Source organism: Sphingomonas sp. P2_B6 (assembly GCF_056404755.1).
Map to the genome: position 1 here is coordinate 179178 of NZ_JBFUDK010000009.1, position 19324 is coordinate 198501.

The 19324-nt window shown below is 65.9% G+C and carries 19 protein-coding genes and 1 pseudogene; 8 read left to right on the top strand and 12 right to left on the bottom strand.

The features are described from left to right. Window positions 1-63: 63 nt before the first annotated feature. The 3 genes from AC1DX5_RS14685 to AC1DX5_RS14695 all read right to left on the bottom strand — a co-directional run bounded on the left by AC1DX5_RS14685 (window position 64) and on the right by AC1DX5_RS14695 (window position 5286). Window positions 64-432 carry a phasin family protein gene (locus tag AC1DX5_RS14685; RefSeq protein WP_465169882.1) on the bottom strand — a complete coding sequence of 123 codons (369 nt, stop codon included), beginning with the start codon at window positions 430-432 and terminating at the stop codon, window positions 64-66. After that, complete coding sequence (locus tag AC1DX5_RS14690; RefSeq protein WP_478016169.1) at window positions 432-1931, bottom strand: WS/DGAT/MGAT family O-acyltransferase; 1500 nt, start codon at window positions 1929-1931, stop codon at window positions 432-434. The genes AC1DX5_RS14685 and AC1DX5_RS14690 overlap by 1 nt, the downstream gene beginning before the upstream one ends. A gap of 160 nt (window positions 1932-2091) precedes the next feature. Beyond that, complete coding sequence (locus tag AC1DX5_RS14695) at window positions 2092-5286, bottom strand: bifunctional cytochrome P450/NADPH--P450 reductase (protein WP_478016170.1); 3195 nt, start codon at window positions 5284-5286, stop codon at window positions 2092-2094. A gap of 141 nt (window positions 5287-5427) precedes the next feature. Between AC1DX5_RS14695 and AC1DX5_RS14700 the strand changes: the two genes are divergently transcribed. Both AC1DX5_RS14700 and AC1DX5_RS14705 read left to right on the top strand, forming a co-directional pair. Further along, complete coding sequence (locus tag AC1DX5_RS14700) at window positions 5428-6579, top strand: MptA/MptB family glycosyltransferase (RefSeq protein ID WP_478016171.1); 1152 nt, start codon at window positions 5428-5430, stop codon at window positions 6577-6579. An 81-nt stretch (window positions 6580-6660) separates the two neighbouring features. Next, on the top strand, window positions 6661-7122 hold the full coding sequence (locus tag AC1DX5_RS14705) for a bactofilin family protein (RefSeq protein WP_465169886.1): 462 nt from the start codon (window positions 6661-6663) through the stop codon (window positions 7120-7122). 36 nt (window positions 7123-7158) lie between these two features. Here AC1DX5_RS14705 and AC1DX5_RS14710 read toward each other — a convergent pair whose 3' ends face one another. Continuing rightward, complete coding sequence (locus AC1DX5_RS14710) at window positions 7159-7620, bottom strand: MAPEG family protein (RefSeq protein ID WP_478016172.1); 462 nt, start codon at window positions 7618-7620, stop codon at window positions 7159-7161. 74 nt (window positions 7621-7694) lie between these two features. Between AC1DX5_RS14710 and AC1DX5_RS14715 the strand changes: the two genes are divergently transcribed. Beyond that, on the top strand, window positions 7695-8153 hold the full coding sequence (locus tag AC1DX5_RS14715) for a GFA family protein (RefSeq protein ID WP_465174257.1): 459 nt from the start codon (window positions 7695-7697) through the stop codon (window positions 8151-8153). A gap of 316 nt (window positions 8154-8469) precedes the next feature. Here the strand turns inward: AC1DX5_RS14715 and AC1DX5_RS14720 are convergent, their stop codons facing one another. Together AC1DX5_RS14720 and AC1DX5_RS14725 are read right to left on the bottom strand one after the other, a co-directional pair. Beyond that, window positions 8470-8811 carry a hypothetical protein gene (locus AC1DX5_RS14720; protein WP_478016173.1) on the bottom strand — a complete coding sequence of 114 codons (342 nt, stop codon included), beginning with the start codon at window positions 8809-8811 and terminating at the stop codon, window positions 8470-8472. A gap of 78 nt (window positions 8812-8889) precedes the next feature. Continuing rightward, window positions 8890-9498, bottom strand: coding sequence for a hypothetical protein (locus AC1DX5_RS14725; protein ID WP_465174259.1), 609 nt, complete (start codon window positions 9496-9498; stop codon window positions 8890-8892). Between the two features lie 28 nt (window positions 9499-9526). On the opposite strand from AC1DX5_RS14725, the gene AC1DX5_RS14730 reads away from it, so the two are divergent. The 4 genes and pseudogenes from AC1DX5_RS14730 to AC1DX5_RS14745 all read left to right on the top strand — a co-directional run bounded on the left by AC1DX5_RS14730 (window position 9527) and on the right by AC1DX5_RS14745 (window position 13347). After that, complete coding sequence (locus AC1DX5_RS14730; protein ID WP_465174260.1) at window positions 9527-10111, top strand: TetR/AcrR family transcriptional regulator; 585 nt, start codon at window positions 9527-9529, stop codon at window positions 10109-10111. A gap of 253 nt (window positions 10112-10364) precedes the next feature. Next, window positions 10365-10589 carry a hypothetical protein gene (locus AC1DX5_RS14735; RefSeq protein WP_478016174.1) on the top strand — a complete coding sequence of 75 codons (225 nt, stop codon included), beginning with the start codon at window positions 10365-10367 and terminating at the stop codon, window positions 10587-10589. A gap of 427 nt (window positions 10590-11016) precedes the next feature. Then, window positions 11017-12201: pseudogene (gene tuf / locus AC1DX5_RS14740) on the top strand (elongation factor Tu); the annotation flags it as partial. A gap of 411 nt (window positions 12202-12612) precedes the next feature. Beyond that, window positions 12613-13347: an alpha/beta hydrolase gene (locus AC1DX5_RS14745; RefSeq protein ID WP_478016186.1), complete on the top strand. Its 735-nt coding sequence runs from the start codon at window positions 12613-12615 to the stop codon at window positions 13345-13347. 13 nt (window positions 13348-13360) lie between these two features. On the opposite strand, the gene AC1DX5_RS14750 is transcribed toward AC1DX5_RS14745, so the two are convergent. Next, window positions 13361-14791 (bottom strand): hypothetical protein, encoded by a 1431-nt coding sequence (locus tag AC1DX5_RS14750; RefSeq protein WP_478016175.1) that lies wholly within the window; start codon window positions 14789-14791, stop codon window positions 13361-13363. Window positions 14792-14854: 63 nt separating this feature from the next. Between AC1DX5_RS14750 and AC1DX5_RS14755 the strand changes: the two genes are divergently transcribed. Further along, on the top strand, window positions 14855-16042 hold the full coding sequence (locus AC1DX5_RS14755; RefSeq protein WP_478016176.1) for an acyltransferase family protein: 1188 nt from the start codon (window positions 14855-14857) through the stop codon (window positions 16040-16042). Between the two features lie 13 nt (window positions 16043-16055). Here the strand turns inward: AC1DX5_RS14755 and lpdA are convergent, their stop codons facing one another. From lpdA to AC1DX5_RS14780, 5 genes are all read right to left on the bottom strand, one after another. After that, a complete protein-coding gene (gene lpdA / locus AC1DX5_RS14760) occupies window positions 16056-17450 on the bottom strand; it encodes a dihydrolipoyl dehydrogenase (protein WP_478016177.1) in 1395 nt (464 codons plus the stop codon). Further along, window positions 17443-17961 carry an endonuclease domain-containing protein gene (locus tag AC1DX5_RS14765; RefSeq protein ID WP_478016178.1) on the bottom strand — a complete coding sequence of 173 codons (519 nt, stop codon included), beginning with the start codon at window positions 17959-17961 and terminating at the stop codon, window positions 17443-17445. Before AC1DX5_RS14765 ends, lpdA begins: the two co-directional genes overlap by 8 nt. Further along, window positions 17958-18338 carry an acyl-CoA thioesterase gene (locus tag AC1DX5_RS14770; protein WP_465169896.1) on the bottom strand — a complete coding sequence of 127 codons (381 nt, stop codon included), beginning with the start codon at window positions 18336-18338 and terminating at the stop codon, window positions 17958-17960. Before AC1DX5_RS14770 ends, AC1DX5_RS14765 begins: the two co-directional genes overlap by 4 nt. Then, window positions 18331-18555, bottom strand: a complete 225-nt coding sequence (locus AC1DX5_RS14775) for a hypothetical protein (protein WP_465169897.1) — start codon at window positions 18553-18555, stop codon at window positions 18331-18333. Before AC1DX5_RS14775 ends, AC1DX5_RS14770 begins: the two co-directional genes overlap by 8 nt. A gap of 7 nt (window positions 18556-18562) precedes the next feature. Then, window positions 18563-19324: 2-oxo acid dehydrogenase subunit E2 (locus AC1DX5_RS14780; RefSeq protein ID WP_478016179.1), on the bottom strand; the 762-nt coding region annotated here is incomplete at its 5' end.

A 19324-nucleotide genomic window follows, 5' to 3' on the forward strand; every position in this document is an offset into this window, starting at 1 on the left:
AACCCCTCCACCATTTGCTGAAGAAGCAAATGGTCCCCCTCCCCGAGCAAGCTCGGGGAGGATTTAAGAGTCCTTGCCCTTCAGCGGCTGGACGGCTTCGCGGCCGATCTGCATGATCAGCTCGCCGATCTCGCGCGCCTGGCTCATGCTGCGGCTGCCCTGCTCGCGCAGATAATCGCCCTGGACCTTCATCACTTCCGACAGGTCCTTTGCCGCGGCGGCGGCGCGCAACGCGGCAAAGGCGTCGCGGGCGTTGCTTTCCGCCTGGTCGATCAGCTTCATGCTGACGGTCGACCCGCCCTCGGCGACCTTGGCGCCTGAAGCCCGGACTGCCTCGCCGGCCTTTTTCGCCGGATCGACGATCTTCTCGTTGATCGTGTCCTTGACCTTTTCCCCCATGTTCTTGTCCGGGGTGCTTTTCTTCTCGGCCATCATGCTGCTCCTTTCTTGCGGGTTGCCGGCTTCGCCGCCGGTTTGGGTCTGGGTGGTGCCTTGGGTTTTGCGGGCTCGGTTCCGCCGAGCGTCGCCACCTTCAACGCTTCAAAGGAGGATTTGAGCGCAGCGGCGTATTTTTCGGGGTCGGGCATCATGTCCCGGTCGGCGGTGAAGGAGATCGCGATGGTGTCGCCATAGGAATAGACCGGGTTGATCAGGCCCATGGAATCGAACACCGGCGCGGTGCCGTAGCTCGCCAGCATCTGCGCGCCGCAGAAATAGAGCGGGACGCGTGGGCCCGGCACGTTGGTGACGACGGTGTTGAACACCGGCGCATGCGTGTTGGCGGCGCCCACCCGGGTGTAGAGCCGCGCTGCGAGGCCGGCGAGGCCCGAGGGGATGAGCTGGCTGTAATCGGCGAGGCTGCGTGCGCCGACGGCATTGGTCATCGCCTTGGAATTGACGGCTTCGCCATGGACATAGTTCAGCCGTTCGAGCGGATCGGCGAGATGCGTACCGAGCGGAATGACCATCGCCGAGACGAGATTGCCGAGCGCTGCCTTCTCCCCTTCGCCGCGCACCGAGATCGGCGCCATCGCGGTGAGCGATTCCCTTGGCAGTTCGTTCTTGTCCTCGAGATAGGTGCGCAAGCCGCCGCCGACGATGGCGAGGATCACGTCGTTGACCGTCGCGCCTGGCACGGCATCCTTGATCGCGCGGATCTCGGCGAGCTTGAACGGCACCGCGTCGAACACGCGGTGCGGCGAGACCTTGCCGTTGAAGCGGGTCTTGGGCGCCATCTTCGTGTTGGACAGGCTGACCTCGCCCTTGCYGACCGTGGCGGCGAGCTTGGCCATGCCGGGCAGCGACCGGCCGATCGTCTCCACCACGCGCATCGGCTGAAGCAGCGAGTTGAAATAGCTGCGGGTGAGCAGGTCGGCCACATTGGGCATATGCTCGGGCTTCCAGTCGTCCGTCTTCCCAGGCGGGCTCATCTCCGCATCGAGATCATGGACGGCGGTGGACATCTCGACGCCGGACATGCCGTCGACCGCGGCGTGATGGACCTTCGACACCAGCGCGAAGCAGCCGGGCGGCAGGCCTTCGACATTGTCGAGCCCCTCGATCACGGTGAATTCCCACAGCGGCTTGTTGAGGTCCATCGGGCGCGCATGGAGCCGCGCGACCTGAATGCAGAGCTGGCGCCAGTCGCCGGGCCTGGGCAGCGCGATGTGGCGGACATGGAATTCGAGGTCGAATTCCGGATCCTCGATCCAATAGGGATGATCGAGATCGAACGGCACGCGCACCAGGCGCTGGCGGAAGCTGCGCGCGCCGGACAGGCGGGAGCCGATGAAGCTCAGGATGTCCTTGAAGCGGACGAACCCGCCCGGCGCCGTGGAGGGATCGTAGATCGCGACCGAGCCGATATGCATCGGGGTATGGGGCGTCTCCAGATAGACGAACGATGCGTCCTGGCCTGACAGTTGAAGCATTGCCTACTCCCCTTCTTGTTCCTCCCCGGAACGGGGAGGGGGACCGGCGGAGCCGGTGGAGGGGCTTGAGCGCGGAACGCCTGTCTCGCGCTCCAAGCCCCTCCACCATTCGCTGAAGAAGCGAATGGTCCCCCTCCCCGAGCAAGCTCGGGGAGGAATTCTATTTCCCGAAGCCGAACACGTCCTGGTGGAAGCGTCCGTCCTCGATCAGTTCTTCGAGCCATGCCGAGCCTTGCGCGTGCTCGTCGCCGGCCTGTTGCATCTGGATGCGAATCAGCGTGTCGCGCACGGCCGGGGCCATGAAACGACCGTCGCCGCACAGGAAGATCTGCGCGCCAGCGCGGAGCGCGGCCCAGACCCGCTCCTGCTCGGCCCAGAGCGCATCCTGCACGAATTTCCAGGGATGGGTGTCGACGGCGGAGAAGGCGAGATACGGGTCAATCACCCCGTCCCTCGCCCAGGCCTCGATCTCCTCGCGGCAGAACCAGTCGTGATCGGGATGGCGGCAGCCGAAGAAGAGCAGGCTGGTCGCGACATCTTCGCCCGCCGCTTTCTGCGCGGCGCGTTCCTGGATGAAGCCGCGCAACGGCGCGAAGCCGGTGCCGGGACCGATCAGGATCATCGGCACGCTCGGGTCAGCGGGCGGCGCGAAGGGTGGATTGGGGCGGCGGACATAGCCGAACACCTGATCGCCCGGCGCCACGCCCTGCATATAGCCCGAGGCGAAACCGCGATGCTCTCCCAGGCCCGACCAGGCAGGCGCAGCCATGGTGCCGACGATCAGCTCGGCCACATCGGGCGAGACCAAAGGGCTCGACGCGATCGAATAGAAGCGCGGCGAGATCGCCGCCGACAGCTCGACCAGCGAGTCGAGCGACAGCTCGGCAGCGGGATGCTGCTCCAGCAGGTCGAGCAGGCTGAGACGCTTGCCGGCGACCTCGGTATCGAACACCTCTTCCAGCCTGGCCAGTTCGCGCCTGGTGTTGGGGCATCGCGTCTGTCCCGCGATCACTGCCAGCGCACGCCTGGGCAACGGGTCCGACAGCTCGACAAAATCGGTGAGCAACTGCCGCACCGTCACCGTCTGGCCGAGCGGCAAATGGCGGAAGCGGCCGCCCTGCCCGTCCACGCGCAGCTGAGTCGAACCCTCGAGGCCGAGCCGGTCGATCGCGCGCTCGACCAAGTCGGGGCGGTTGCGGGCATAGAAGGCGATGTGATCGCCGGTGTGATAGTGCTGGCCCTGCGGCAGGCGGATGCGGATGAAGCGGGTCGAGGGGCGCGGCGGCTCCTTCGTGAAATCCCATAGCCCATCGGCGGGCCGGATCATCTCGTCATTGCCGACGATCTCGAGTTGCTGGGCATGCTCCGGCAAAGCGGCGGCGCGGGCGGCCGAGGGGTCGATCGGCTGGAGCGACAGGGTCGAGACGGAGTCGCTCGGTGCCGTATCGCTGCCCAGCGCCTTCCACAGGTCGCGCACGAAGCCGGCGACCGCGCCGTCGAAATCGCCCTGCCCGTCGGCCTCTGCGCGGGGCAGCAGGCGGCTCGCGCCGGTCGCCTCGATCGCGGCGTCGATGCGCTTGGGGAAGATCTGGTAGTTGGGCCATTGGCTGTTGCCGATGCCGAGCACGGCGAAGCGCGCGCCGGTCCAGTCGGCGCCTTCGAACGCGCCGCCGTCGAGCGCCTTCTCCACCGCCAGCGCGGTATCGGGGGCACGGCCGTTATAGGTGGCGGTGACGATGACGATCACCTTGTCTTCCGGCGCGGCGCCGCCCTTGAAGCTTTCGTCCATCGAGCGGACGATCGTCTCGAACCCGTCGAGATTGGCGCGTTCGGCGATCTCCTCGGCGATGTCGCGCGCCGTGCCGAGGCTCGAGCCGTAGAGCACCGCGAAACGCTGGCCGGTGCCGGAGACCGAGGCGACGGGCGTTTCCTCCACCTGCCGTTCGACCGGAGCGACGCCCAGCCGTTCGTGCGGCATGCGCAGCCGGACACGCATGTAGAAGTCGTCCGGCTTGATCGAGAGCGTCTCCTTGATGCGCAGCTTGTAGGCATGAGGATCGCTGATCGCGAACTTTTGCAGCAGCATCGCCAGTGCGAGCTTTGCCTCGACCATGGCGAACTGCCGGCCGATACAGGCGCGCTCGCCATTGCCGAACGGCTTGTAGGCATGTGGGTGCCGCGCGGCCTCGGCATCGGGCAGCCAGCGGTCGATGTCGAACTCTTCCGGGTCGGTCCAGACGCCCGGATCGCGGTGCAGGCCGGGCGAGAAGACGTTGACCGGGCGATCCTTGCGCAGGTGCCATTTGCCGCCGATCACGACATCCTCGAACGGCGCGACGCTGAAGGCCGGCGCGGTCGGCCAGAGGCGCATCGCTTCCTTCAGGATGCGCTCGATCACTTCGAGCTTCACCACATCGGTATAATCGGGGCGCTTGTCGCCGGGCAGGACGCGGTCGACCTCGGCATAGGCCTGGGCCAGCACATGCGGATGGCGCAGCAGCAGGTGCTGCGAGAAGGTAAGAAGGCCCGAGGTCGTCTCATGCCCGGCGATCAGGAAGGTCAGCACCTGATAGCGGATGTTGATGTCGTCGAGCCCCTCGCCCGTCTCAGGGTCGACCGCGCTCAGCATCAGGTTGAGCAGGTCCTTGCCGTCATTGGGATGGAGCCGGCGTTCGGCGATGATGCCGTCGACCAGCGCGTTCATCTCGGCGATGTCGGCCTCATACTGGCGCATCGCCTTCTTCGCGAAGCGCTGCTGGATCGGCAGCCGGGTGATCATGTTGAGCGATTCGCCGAGCGCCCGGCCCAGCGCTTCGAGGAAGCTGTCGAGTTCCTCCTTCTCGAAGCTGTTGAAGCGGTGACCGAAGCCCGCGACCGCGATGGAGTCGAGCGTGAAGCGCGTCATGTCGTCGGCGACGAGCACGTCCGTGCCGGAGAGCCGCGACCATTTGCCGACAAGCTGGTCCGCCACTTCGAGCATCATGTCGAAATAGCCGCGCATCGCGCGCTGGCTGAAGGCAGGCAGCAGAATGCGGTGCGCCTTGCCCCAGTTGGGTTCCTCGCTGAACGCGGTGAACAGGCCGTCCCCGGCGAATTTGCGCACCACGCGCAGGCCCGGCCCGGGCATCTTGCGGAAGCGCGTCTCGTCGCACAGCTCGGCGACGAGATCGGGCGAGGTCACGAACAGCCCGATACGGCTGCCGAATTTCAGCTTGAAGATGCCTTGCGGAAAATCGCGGCTGACGGCGAGCAGATGGCCGATCAGCCCGGCGCGCGCGATCTGGTGGAGGTGCCCGACCACGGGCAGGCCCGGTGGCGACGGAATCACCTGCCGCTCGACCGCAGCTGTCGCCATCCTCCCACCTTCCCCCTGCGTTCCAGGGCGCTTGTCGTTGATCGACAGTGGAACACAGCCGGAGCCCGGGCGCAACCGGGGAAGCAGCCGATACGACCGTCCTTAACCCGGTCTCAACCAGCGCTCGCGCAAGGAGGCCATATGACGATGCTGCGCGACCCCGTTTCCCGCTTGCCGCCGATCCCGCTGACGATCGGTGTGGCGCTGACGATGCTGTGGGTGACGATGCCGCTCGTCACCAGTGACATGCCGGCCTATCTGCTGCCCTGGTTCGAGCATATCGTCGCCACCGGGCCGGTCGCGTCGTTCGCGCAGCCTTTTTCCAACTACGCCCCCGCCTATCTCTATCTGCTCGCGGCGCTCAGCCTGTTTTCGGGCGTGTTGCCGGCGATGACCCTGATCAAGCTCCTGTCGGTCGCCGGCACCGTGGCGCTCGCCCTGGCCGTGCGGCATCTGCTGACCCGGTTCGACGCGTTGCAGCCGGTCCGGGCCACCATGCTGCTCTTCGCGATGCCGAGCATCCTGCTCAACGCGACCCTGCTGGGCCAGTGCGACGCGATGTGGGCCGCCCCTTGCGTGATGGCGGTTGCCGCCGCGCTGGACCGTCGCCACGCCGCCATGCTCGCCTGGTTCGGCCTGGCGGTGGCATTCAAGGCACAGGCGATCCTGATCGCCCCCTTCTTTCTCGCCGTGCTGATCGGCCGCCGCGTGCCGCCATGGCTCTGGCCGATCGCGCCCGCGGTCACCCTGGCGACCATGGTGCCGGCCTGGACCGCGGGATGGCCGGCGGCCGACCTCGTCACCATCTATCTCCGCCAGGCCGACACGTTTCAGATGCTGTCGTTCAATGCGCCCAATATCTGGGCGATCCTGCAGGCCTTTCCGATCGGCCTGCCGCTGGCCGGCATCGCCACCGCCGTGGCGATCGGCGGGACCGCGGCCTATATCGCGCGCTTCTCGACCCGGGCGCTCGACGACAGGGCGCTGCTGTCGGCCGCCCTGCTGGCGACGCTCGTCACCGCCGGGCTGTTGCCGCGCATGCATGAGCGATATTTCTTCCTGGCGGACGTGCTGGCGCTGTGCCTGGCGCTGGTGTGCCGCGACAAGCCGAGCCAGACCATCGCGATTCTGGTGCAGGCGGGCTCGACCCTGGCGCTGTTCGGTTATCTGAGCGGCATCGCCGGACTGGTCATGCTCGGGAGCGTGGCGATGATCGTCGCGACCATCCGGCTGGCCCGTCCGCTGCTCACACCGTCCGTTAACGAAAATCGCCTTATGGCGCGGGCGGTCTGACGATCGACGCTGCGGCAAAACGGTAACGTATGTTAGCTATCCAGTCGATTCGCAGGGTTCGGAAGTGGGGGGTTCACTCGAATGTCGATGTTCAACAAGAATGGTCGCGATCAGGGAATGATGGTGCCGTCGACGCCGGCAGCGCAGGCGTCAGCGGGCAAGCGCGGCATGTTTTCGGTGCTCGGGCCGGACGTCACCGTCACCGGCAATGTCGTGGCGACCGCCGACCTGCATATCGACGGGCGCATCGACGGCGACGTGACCTGCGGCAACGTCGTGCAGGGGACCGAAAGCCGCATCGCCGGCTCGCTCAAGGCCGAGACCGCGCGCATCGCCGGATCGATCGAGGGCTCCGTCTCGGTCCGCCAGCTTACTGTCGAGCGGAGCGCGCGGATCAACGGCGACGTGGAATATGAGACGATCTCAATCGAGAATGGCGCGTCGATCGACGGCCACCTGAAGCATCTCTCCCCCGGCGCCCGCAATTTCGAGCGGGGCGCGCCGGAGATCAGCCTGGTCGCCTCGAACGGCGCGGCGGCCTGACCCTTCCCGGGGCGGCTCCCAAGCCGCCCCTTTTCCTCACATGCCGATATTGCCCATCGCGTCCCGATAGCGGGCCGACGCGTGCGCGATGTCGATGGCGAAGCCGATCCACATCGCCATCAACGCGGCGCTGGACAGCCAATAGACCGGCGCGCGCAACTGCACCTTGCGCACCACGATGTGGATAAAGCTGTGGAGAGCCCTGAGGACAACATAGGCCCAGGCGAGCAGCACCTGGACGTTGCTGGCCTGGTGCGTGATCAGCAGCAGCGGCACGATCGCGAAATAGAGTGTCGGCATCTCGAACAGGTTGCGGAAATTGTTCGCGGGCATCTCGACCGGCTGGAAATAGCGGAGCGCGGCCTCTCCGCTGGCGAAATCCTCCGCCGTCGGAGGATTGCGCCGCACATGGCGCATCCGCTCCAGCATGAGCCAGAACCAGATGAGGACGATCAGCGCCACCAGCGCGAAGGTCGGCCACAATATCGCGAACGGCATGCACCTTCTCCCCCTTTTGCGGCGGTTGTGCCCGTGGCAGGACAGCGGAGTCCAGCATGAACGGGAGAGCGATAATGACCGGGATGACCCTGCCGATGGAAGGCGGATGCCGCTGCGGGAAGCTGCGCTTCCGCGTCTCCGCGCCGCCCATGCTGACCATGGCGTGTCACTGCACCGGCTGCCAGAAGATGAGCGCCAGCGCCTATTCGCTGAGCGCCGCGGTGCCGAGCGACGGGTTCGAGGTGATCCAGGGCGAACCCGTGATCGGCGGGCTGCACGGCGACCAGTCGCGCCACCATCATTGCGACTGGTGCAAGAGCTGGGTGTTCACCCGCCTTCCGCCGGAACTGGGTTTCGTCAATGTCCGGGCGACGATGCTCGACGATACGCACTGGTTCGCGCCGTTCATCGAGACCTATCGCAGCGAAGCGTTTCCCTGGGCGGCGACCTCGGCGAAACACAGCTACGACATGTTCCCGGACATGGCGGATTATCCGGCACTGCTCGCCGACTATGCCGCTGGCGTCGGCTGAACGCTCCAACAGGACGGACCGGGTTCATCGCTGTTCCGCGCCGATAACAGCGAATAACAGGGAAAGCATTTTCATTTGCGCCGGATCGCCGCGGTATTCGTAAAAGTCTCATTTTTTATCAAATGCTTGATTGAGGTTTCCCTGTTATCGAGAACAGGGAACGCGATGCTCGGAACAGGGAAAATATCGTCCCGAACAGGGAACCGGCCTCCCTCCAACAGCTGACCAGTCATATCAAAGAGCCAGCGGCACCGGCGAGGGTTCCGCCGCGCCATGTTCACGATTTTCGGCGATGGTTGAATCAAGCGGGCAGCGATCAGGGCTGGATCAGGCTCGGCAGACCGGGATCCCGCGCCCCATCCTCCTTCGGCGCGAAGCGTGTGGTCCATTGCGGATAGCCGCCGACCGTCATCTCGATATCGGGAAGGACGACCGGGTCCGCGCCCGTTTCGACCCAGCCGGCACCATGGCAATGATCGCAGATCGCGCGCTTGCAGCGGAAACTCACCAGATCGATCTCGACATTCCACTGCCCATGCCCCTTGCAGACCGGGCACAGCGCATCGAGCGTGCCGTTGCGCGGCTGCAGCGGGACGATGTCGAACGCATGGGGGCTATCGGGGCCGGCGCAGGTAACGATCATGCTGTCATGGGGCATCGCGTGCGTCTCTTCCGGAAAGAACGTCAACGTGCGGGGATGATATCGGCTCCCCCGGCCGGAGACGCTCGACGGCCCCTAAGCCGGAAGGGCGCTGCCGCGATCTCGCCGGCGTGCCCAGGCCAGGACCCTCAGCAGCGCGGCAAAGCCGAGCAGCGAGAGCGTCGGCACGCCGAGCCATGGCTGAGCCGGCACGCGGCCGAGATAGGAGAAGGCGAAGATCGCGGCGATGACATAGCCGCCGGTCGCGTGGAGCAGGCGCCAGCGGCGCGGGCCGAGGCGGCGGACCGCAACGTCGTTCGAGGTGATCGCCATGGCGAAGACGAACAGATAGCCGATCCCCCCGCCGATCACGGTCACCATCTTCGTGCCATGGCCGAACAGGAAGATCGCGGTGAGCAGGGCGGCGAGATGCACGGTATGAGTCGCCGCGAAGGCCAGCCCGACCGAACGGCGGCGGCGAAGCAGCGCCGCCCGCCAGCCGCCCGGCCATAACCGCGCCAGCGCCGACGCCGACCAGGCCGTGACGAACCACAGAAAGGACGCGCGGGCCGTCAGCCGGGCAGCCGCGGCGGCGCCATCATAGGTCCAGCCGCCATGCGCCTGAAACGCGCCCGCCACGATGGCCAGCCCCAGCAGGGTGGCGATGCCGATGGCGACCGGCGGGGAGAAAGCGGGCCTTGTCATACCGGCGGTATGTCATCATACCGAGAGTATGGAGTCAATCGACAATCGCGCGAAACTGGTCGGCGCGGCACGCGCGCTGTTTGCGGAGCGGGGCTATGCGGCGGTGTCGGTCGACGAGATCGCGGCGTGCGCGGGGCTGACCAAGGGCGCGGTCTATTATCAGTTCAAGGACAAGCGCGACCTGTTCCGTGCCGCCTGCCAGGCCGTGATCGACGAGATCGTCGGCCATGTGACGCGGGGCACGATGGACCATGCCACCCACAGCGTCGACGAGATCGTGACCGGCAGCGGCATCCTGTTCGATGCCTATGAAGGGCGCGAGACGCGGCAATTGCTGCTGATCGACGGACCGGCGGTGCTTGGCATGAGCGAATGGATCGCGATGCAGAGCCGGCTGCGGATCGAACTGGGCGAGCATGCGCTGCACCATGTCGCCGATGCCGGGCTGATCGAGCGGGAGATGGTCCCGGCGCTGGCGCACCTTCTCTCGGGTGCGTTCCGGCAGGGCGTGCTCCAGATCGCCGCGTCGGACGATCCTGCCGTGACGAGTGCCGCGGTCAGGGCGGCGTATCGGCGTCTGGCGCTGGGGCTGCTGGCGCCGACGCCTGATTGATGGGGCCCGCGCCGATCGACCTTCGGCGGCGCTCGGGGCGCCAAGATGATATTCGCGCAGAGGCGCGGAGCGCGCAGAGGCATTCCCGACTTCGGGCGGTCGGCCTCGGCCCCGGTTCTTACACTCGATCGGCAGCGAATCCGTCAGGATGCTCCATTCCGCCCGGTAAGATCGCCCCGGCTCAAGCCCGCCTCCAAAAAGCAGGCTTGAATCAACCATTCCGTGCTACATCAACCGCAAGCGATGAGGAAAGATGGTCGGATATTTACTCTTTGCGCTGGTCGGCTTCGGCTTAGCCGCTTTCATGGTCAACCGACTCTACGTTGGCATCGGCGGACATCAGATAAACGTTAAGGGCGTGACGTACTCCCGATCTTCCACCCCTGTCATGTACTGGATCGTGATGACGATGGCCGTCTTCGGACTGTGCTTCGGCCTACTGATCGCTTGGGCTGGCACCATGATGCTTGTTCATTAAGCCAGTTGATGAAGCCCACCAATTTGTCCACGCCGCCTAGTGGCCTGAGCTGAAGGCCGTTCGATCCATAATTGAATTCCGTCATGCTGAACTTGGTTCAGCATCCAACACTCCACAAGCGACGGCATTGGTTGTTGCACATTGGATGCTGAACCGAGTTCAGCATGACGGCAGGTTTGTCATGGAACGAACTTCAGATTCAGGACATCGGGGCGGCGCTGGCAAGATCGCCTGAGGGTATGGACTCCGCGTGCGCGGCGCCTCTGCGCGGATCACCAAGGTAACCGCGCCGGAAATGGCGCAAATCGCCAAGCGGAATCCTTGGGCATCGTTACGAATCACCGGTATCGCTTGGTAATCGGTCCCGTGGGTCGAATCCGGCGGCCAGCGCCGCATCAGCATGCGACGTGCTTGTATGGGGTAGGAAATGGCGAAGGCGAAGGTCGAACGCGCGAAGCCGCATTTCAACATCGGCACGATCGGCCATGTCGACCATGGCAAGACGTCGCTGACGGCGGCGATCACCAAGGTGCTCGCCGAGACTGGCGGCGCCACCTTCACCAGCTACGACGCGATCGACAAAGCGCCGGAGGAGCGCGAGCGCGGCATCACCATCTCGACCGCACACGTCGAGTATGAGACGACCGCGCGCCACTATGCGCATGTCGATTGCCCGGGCCACGCCGATTATGTGAAGAACATGATCACCGGTGCCGCGCAGATGGACGGCGCGATCCTGGTCGTATCCGCCATCGACGGCCCGATGCCGCAGACCCGCGAGCACATCCTGCTCGCCCGCCAGGTCGGCGTGCCGGCGATGGTCGTGTTCCTGAACAAGGTCGACCTGGTCGACGACGAGGAAATTCTCGAGCTGGTCGAGCTGGAAATTCGCGCGCTGCTAAGCTCCTACGACTATCCGGGCGACGAGATCCCGGTGATCCGGGGTTCGGCAACCAAGGCGCTCGACGGATCGGACGACAGGATCGGTGGCGATGCCGTGCTCAAGCTGATGGCGGCGGTCGACGCGTACCTCCCGCAGCCCGAGCGTCCGCTCGACAAGCCGTTCATGATGCCGATCGAGGACGTGTTCTCGATCTCGGGTCGCGGCACCGTCGTCACCGGCCGGATCGAGACCGGCATGATCGAGGTCGGCGAGGAGGTCGAGATCGTCGGCATCCACGACACCCGCAATACCATCGTCACCGGCGTCGAGATGTTCCGCAAGCTGCTCGACCGGGGCCAGGCCGGCGACAATGTCGGCCTGTTGCTGCGCGGTGTCAGCCGCGACGAGGTCGAGCGTGGCCAGGTTCTCTGCAAGCCGGGCTCGATCAAGCCGCACACCGACTTCCAGTCGGAAGTGTATGTGCTGTCGAAGGACGAGGGTGGCCGTCACACGCCGTTCTTCGCCAATTATCGCCCGCAATTCTATTTCCGCACCACCGACGTGACCGGCACCGTCGAGCTGCCCGAGGGCACCGAGATGGTCGTGCCGGGCGAGACCGTCGCGCTGGGCGTCAAGCTCATCGCGCCGATCGCCATGGACCTGGGCCAGCGCTTCACCATGCGCGAAGGCGGTCGCACCGTCGGCGCGGGCGTGATCACCGGCATCAACGCCTTCGCGCCCGCGCCCGCGCCGGGCGTTCGCAATCCCGGGCGTTTCGGACTCCGGCCCGAGGGCGATCCCGCGGAAGCGCCGATCGTCGAGGACGGGATTGACGACGAAGTGCCCGCTGCGGCCGATGACGATCAGCCGATGCTCGGTCGCGAAGGCCGCTTCATCAACTTTCTCTTCGCCACCTGCCGGAAGCACGACCTGGAGGGGAGCGCGTATTTCTCGCACGAGCGCGCCGAAACGACGAGCTATGGCGTCGCACAGGTGCGCGTTCCGGAGGATCGCCATTTCGGGACACTCGGCCGGCCGTTCAAGCTGCCGATCGTCCAGATCACGATCGAGCGTGAAAAGGCGCGCAAGCATTTCATCATCAACAGCGTCGAGCAATTGTCGCTCGATGCCTGGAAGGGCATGGCGCGGGGCCATGGCGGGGAAGACGCGCTGGTCTTCGTCCATGGCTTCAATACCAGTTTCCCCGATGCGGTGTACCGCGCCGCCCAGATTTTCTGGGACCTCCAATATAAGGGCGTTCCGCTGCTCTTCTCCTGGGCCTCGGGCGGGCGGACCGCCGATTATGGCTATGACTATGACAGCGCCGATCACGGCGAGGATGCGTTTTGCGAGACGCTCGCCCATCTGCTCGATGCCGGCATCTCGCGGATCCATGTCATCGCGCACAGCATGGGCAATCAGCTCGTCGTCAACGCGCTCGAACGGCACGATCATGCGGCGACGCCGCTCTCGATCGCGGAACTGATGATGGCGGCGCCGGATGTCGACCGCGACGCCTACCTCAAGAAGATGCCCAAGCTGTGCAAGGTGGTGCCGGGGCTTACGCTCTACGCCTCTTCCGCCGACAAGGCGCTCACCCTGTCCAAGCGGCTGCGGCGCAACGTCCAGCGCGCGGGCGATGTGCGCGAAGGCCAGCCGTTGCTGGTCGACGGTGTCGATGCGATCGACATCACCGCCGTGGGTGCCGAGATCTTCGGCCTCGGGCACGGCGCCTATGCGTCGAGCCGGTCCATCCTGAACGACATCGGCCTGCTGATCAGCTCGCACTGGCGACCGCCGAACAGACGCCTGGTCGAGCTACGCGGCATGCCGGAGGACGCCGACCCTCCGCGCTGGTGGCAGTTCGCGGAGTGAGCCCGGGCGTCGTTCAGCCCAGCATGCCCTGATAGGTGCCGGGACTGCGCGGGAGCGACAACCGCGCGGCGGTCCCTGCGCCGACCACCGCAATGAGGATCGCACCGCCCAGCACCAACGTCCGGCGCGGCAGCGGTCGTTCGCCGGCCAGCAGGATCGCCGCGAGTGCCGCCGCCATCATCGGCCACAGGTGATAACGCAGGTCGGACGCAATGCTGACCATGGCGAAGCTCGCCTCGAGCGCCAGCGCGGAGACGGCGAGCGCCAGCGCGATGTCGCGGGATGGGCTCACCGGCCGGCCGATCGCGACGCCCAGCGCCGTCGCGGCGACGACGACCCAGGCGATGGGCCAGCCAAGCGGAGTCTCGGCCAGCCAGCCCCCTGCCCGCGCGATCGCCGCGGCGGCCGGGCCGGGAGACTCGAGGCCGAGATCGTTCGGCTCCGACCGGAGCGGCGGTGCGGCATCCGGCCTGCCCGGCGGCACGAACAGGCGCTCGGTCGAATTCAGGTGCGCGAGGCGGTGTTCGAGATAGGCGATCGGATGGTGGAGCGCCGATCCCAGCCACAGGGTGACGAGCGTGCGTGCAGGCACGAGATCGAGACGCTGGGCGATGCTGCCGCAGCGGCTGTCGTCGCCGAGCGGATCCCAGAAATAGGGCTGGTAGCAATGGCGGCGCGCGATCAGGGCGCGTTCCGCGGGCAGGAGATCGCCGGCCGCGGAGAAATGCGCGATGCCGGCCAGATCGAAGATCGGCAGGGTCCGGGTGACCTCGGTCTGCCCGGCACCGAGCAGGCCGTGGTTGATCGGCGGCGTGACGGCCAGCACCATGAGGACTCCCGCGACGATTGCGAGGCCGCGCTGCCAGAGGCGCGTGGGCCAGGGCGCGAGCATCACCACCAGCGGCGCTACCGCGAAGACGGCATTGGCACGCACCAGCGTCGCATAAGCCAGCAACAGGACCATGGCGATGATGGCCGGGACCGGCATCCGACGCCCCGCCAGCCGCCACCAGCCGACCAGCCCGACCGCGGCGAGCATCGCGCCGAGCATCTGGGTGTCCTTCAGCACGGCTGCCTGCCATCCGGCGAAGAGCGGCAGCGCGCCCATGGCGAGCACCGCTGCGCCTGCCCCGGCCCTGCCGGCCCGCGCCAGCGCCGCCGCCAGCAGGCCGAGGCCGAGCCAGTAGAGCATGAGCTGAAGCTCGAACATCGGGGCCGCGCCCTGCCCCAACGGATGCAGCACCGCCCAGAGCCGCGCCATGACCGGCGGGTGCCAGTCCAGATAGATACCGCTCAGGACCTGGCGATATTGTTCGACCGAATCATATTCGACGACACCCGGCCACCAAAGGGCCAGCGTCGCGGCACCGAGAAGGGCCGCCCCCGCTGCGATGATCGTCGCGGCGTGGCGTTCACTGATCGTTTCGCCATCGCGGTCGCGCATGCCATCATCCTTACTTGACGCGCCAGCCGGCTCCATCGATGGGCTGAGGAAATGGGGATTCTGTTGACCGACGTTGATGGCAGCGATGCGATGTCAGCGCCACCCACGCTGGTGGAAGCGGGTATAGACCGCTCGCATTCGATCGACGTCCTGCGTGCGCTCGCCGCGCTTGCGGTGGTCCTCTATCATGCGCGGGCCGAATTCTGGGTCGGCCTGCGCGACGTTTATGCGACCTATGGCTTGCATACGGTACGACCGGATGTCTGGCTGTCCTATGGCTCGGGCATATTCTCGCTGGGCTGGCTGGGCGTGCCGATCTTCTTCGTGCTCAGCGGCTATTGCATCCATCTCGGATTCGCCACGAAATTGCAGGCGTCGCCCGTGACGACGCTGAATGTCGGCCAGTTCTACAAGCGCCGGTTCCTGCGCATCTACCCCGTCTATGTCGGGGCCATGCTGCTCACGGCGATCGTCGATTATGCGACTCAGCAGGGGCAATCGCCATCGGTGTGGATCAGCGCAAACCTGGCGAGTTTCGTCTTCAACCTGCTGATGGCGCAGGAATTGTTCGTCGGCACCTTCGGCTCGAACGGTGTCTTCTGGACCTTGTCGATCGAGTTCCATCTGTATCTCTTCTATCCCGTCATGTTCCTGTTGTTCCGCCGATATGGCCCCCGCAAGGCGCTCGCCGCGGCCGCCGGGATAAGCGTGGTGACCGCCTGCGCGTACTGGGCATTCGATCTGTCCCGGGTCTTCGTCCACGCGCGCGGCGGGAGTCCCCTTTTCACCAGCCATTTGTTCCTCTGGACCGCCGGCGCCTATCTCGCGGAAATTAAGGCCGGCCGGGCGCCGGCGTTGCGCGGGCGGCTGTGGCAGGCCGGGTGGATCGCCGCGCTCCTCATCGGCATCTTCCTGCAGCTACGCGGCTCCTTCGGGTGGAGTCCCCTGTTCCTCGCCGTCGGCGCCGCCGGGCTCGTCGGCGTCGCGATACCCGCGATCGGCTATCTGTGCCGCCGCGACACCATCGGCGTGCGGGCCTTCTACCTTATCGGCGTCGCCAGCTATTCGCTGTACGCGACGCATTTACCCGTATTCCACGTGATCAACGCGGCGACCGGCGCGTACCGGTCGGCATCGATCCTCTACGCCTTTGCATGCGCCGGGATCGCCATCGCCTTTGCGCTGCTCTTTTTCCATCTGGTGGAACGCTACACGATCCGGGCGCCGCGGCAGCGACGCCCGTCAGCGTGAGTCCGCGTTCCGGTCAGATATGGATGACCTTGCCATAGGCGCCGAGCACGCTCTCGTGCATCATCTCGCTCAGCGTCGGGTGGGCGAACACGGTTTCCATCAGCTCGGCCTCGGTCGTCTCGAGCTGGCGGGCGATGACATAGCCCTGGATCAGCTCGGTCACCTCGGCGCCGACCATGTGTGCGCCAAGCAGCTCGCCGGTCTTCGCGTCGAACACCGTCTTCACGAAACCCTCGGCCTCGCCCAGCGCGATGGCCTTGCCGTTGCCGATGAAGGGGAATTTGCCAACCTTTACCTCATGGCCGGCTTCCTTCGCCTTGGCTTCGGTCAGGCCGACCGAGGCGACCTGGGGCCGTGAATAGGTGCAGCCCGGGATATTCCAGGTCTCGAACGGATGCGGCTTCTCGCCGGCGATCGCCTCGACACAGACCACGCCTTCATGGCTGGCCTTGTGCGCCAGCCAGGGTGGGCCGGTGACGTCGCCGATCGCGTAGATGCCCTCGACATTGGTGCGGGCATAGCCGTCGGTCACGATATGCCCGCGATCGGTCTTCACGCCGAGCGCTTCCAGCCCGATATTCTCGGTGTTGGGCACGATGCCGATCGCGACGATGGCATGGCTGAACTCTTCCGAGGTCACCGTGCCGTCCTTGCCCTTGATCTTGGCGGTCACGCCCTTGGCGCCAGGGGTCAGGCCCTCGATGCCGGCGCCGGTCATGATGCGGATCTTCTGCTTGGTCAGCGCCTTTTCCATGAAGGCTGAGACTTCCTCGTCCTCGACGGGCAAGATGCGCGGGAGCATTTCGACGATGGTCACCTCGGCGCCCATGTCGTTGTAGAAGCTGGCGAACTCGACGCCGATCGCGCCCGAGCCGATGACCAGCAATTTCGTCGGCATCTCTTCGGGCACCATCGCGTGGCGATAGGTCCAGACGCGCTTGCCGTCGGCCTTGGCGAAGGGCAGGTCGCGGGCGCGGGCGCCGGTCGCGATGATGATGTTCTTCGCTTCGAGCTCGCTGGTCTTGTCGCCCTGCTTGACGCTGAGCTTGCCTTTCGCGGTGATGGTGCCGGTGCCTTCGTACACGGTCACCTTGTTCTTCTTCATCAGGCCCTTGACGCCGGCATTGAGCTGGCCCGCGACCTTGCGCGAGCGCTCGACGATCCTGGTGAGATCGTAGCCCGGATTCTCGACCTTGAGGCCGTAATCGGCGGCGTGGCTGATATAATGATAGATTTCCGACGTGCGCAGCAGCGCCTTGGTCGGGATGCAGCCCCAGTTGAGGCAGATGCCGCCGAGCCGCTCGCGCTCGACGATCGCGGTCTTCAGCCCGAGCTGCGCCGCGCGGATCGCCGCGACATAGCCGCCGGGGCCCGAACCGAGGATGATGAGGTCGAAACTGTCAGCCACGTGGTAGGTCCTTCTTCTCCCTCCCCCCTTGCGGGGGAGGGCTGGGGAGAGGGGGCGGAGACGAAACCGGCTCGATGCCGGTTTCGTCTCCTTCGAGCGCAACGAGGATGGACGTAAGCACGCCCTCCGGATTGTTCAGTATGTCGTTGTTCCAGAAGCGCAGGAGGCGGAAGTCCTGCGATCTCAACCAGGCGTCGCGACGCGCGTCATAGGCATTCTCGATATGCTGCGATCCGTCCGCTTCGACGATCAATCGTTCAGCAAAACAGACGAAGTCGACGATGTACGGGTCGATCGGCTGCTGGCGTTTGAACTTCCAGCCGGCGAGCCGCTTGTTGCGCAGGAGCTGCCAAAGCGCACGTTCCGCCTCGGTCGGGTTGGTGCGCATGTGCTTGGCCTTGCCAAGCGCGCTCGCCTTCGTCGAGCGCCCCCCTCTCCTTCCCAACGCTTCGCGTTGGGCCCCTCCCTCCCCCGCAAGGGGGGAGGGGGAAGAAGAGGTCGTGCCGATCACGCCGCCAGCGCCTTTGGTCTGCCGTCCTTACCCATCGATACCAGAATATAGGTGCCGCGCGCCGCGCGTGCAGTGCTCTCGCCGTGCCGGTCGCGCCTCCAGACGTCGACGTCGACGGTCATCGAGGTCGTGCCGGTCGCGACGATTTCGGCATGAAAGGAGACTTCGTCGCCGATGTTGACCGGCATGGTGAAGCTGAAACCGTTCGCCCCGACGACGGGTGCGTGCCCGCCGCATCGGCGCGAGGCGACCGAGCCGGCGGCGAGCGCCATCTGGCCCATCAGCCAGCCCACGAAGATGAAGCCGTAAGGATTCGCATCGGCTGCCATCGCGGTCGCGCGGATGACCGGCTCGGTGCCGGGAGGGCCGTCAGCCATTGGCGCGGGGCTGGCCGTGCTTCGCCTCCTGATCGGCGCGCCAGGCGAGCCTGAGCGGCCGGACGCCCATGAACACGACCACCGCGACCACGACATAGGCGACGTCCCAGATCGCGCCCGCCGATTTGGGCACTCCCCAGGCAGCGGCCGAAGCAAGCAACGCCGTGCCGACCACGCCGGCGGCGATGTGCAGCAATTCGTAGAGCGTCCGCTTCACCGCGCCCTCACGCCACCATGCCCAGCGGGTTCTCCACCAGCGCCTTGAACGCCTGCATCAGCTGCGCACCGTCGGCGCCGTCGATCGCGCGGTGATCGAAGCTGCCGGTCGCCGACATGATCGTCGCGATGCCGAGCGCGTCGTCGATGATCCAGGGACGCTTCTCACCCGCGCCGATCGCCATGATCATGGCCTGGGGCGGATTGATCACTGCCTCGAACTGCTTGATGCCGAACATGCCCATGTTGCTGAGGCTGGCGGTGCCGCCCTGATATTCCTCGGGCTTCAGCTTGTTGTCGCGGGCGCGGCCCGCGAGATCCTTCATCTGCTCCGAGATCGCGGCGAGGCCCTTGGTGTCGGCCTCGGCGATGATCGGAGTGATCAGGCCCGACGGCGTCGAGACCGCAACCGAGATGTCGGCGCGCTGGAAGGTGATCAGCTGGTCCGGCGTGAACATGACGTTGCACTTGGGCACCTGGATCAGGCTGACCGCGAGCGCCTTGATCAGCAGGTCGTTGACCGACAGCTTCACGCCGCGAGATTCGAGCGCTGCGTTGAATTCGGTGCGCAGCTTCATGAGCTTGTCGAGGCGGATGTCGACGGTGAGATAGATGTGCGGCACCGTCTGCTTGGATTCGGTGAGGCGGCGCGCGATCGTCTTGCGGATGTTGGACAGCTTTTCCGCGGTGTGCGGGATGTCGGGGATGACCGCCGRCTTGGCGGGCGCCGGCGCGGCGGCGGCGGCCGGAGCGGCGGCAGCGGCCACGGG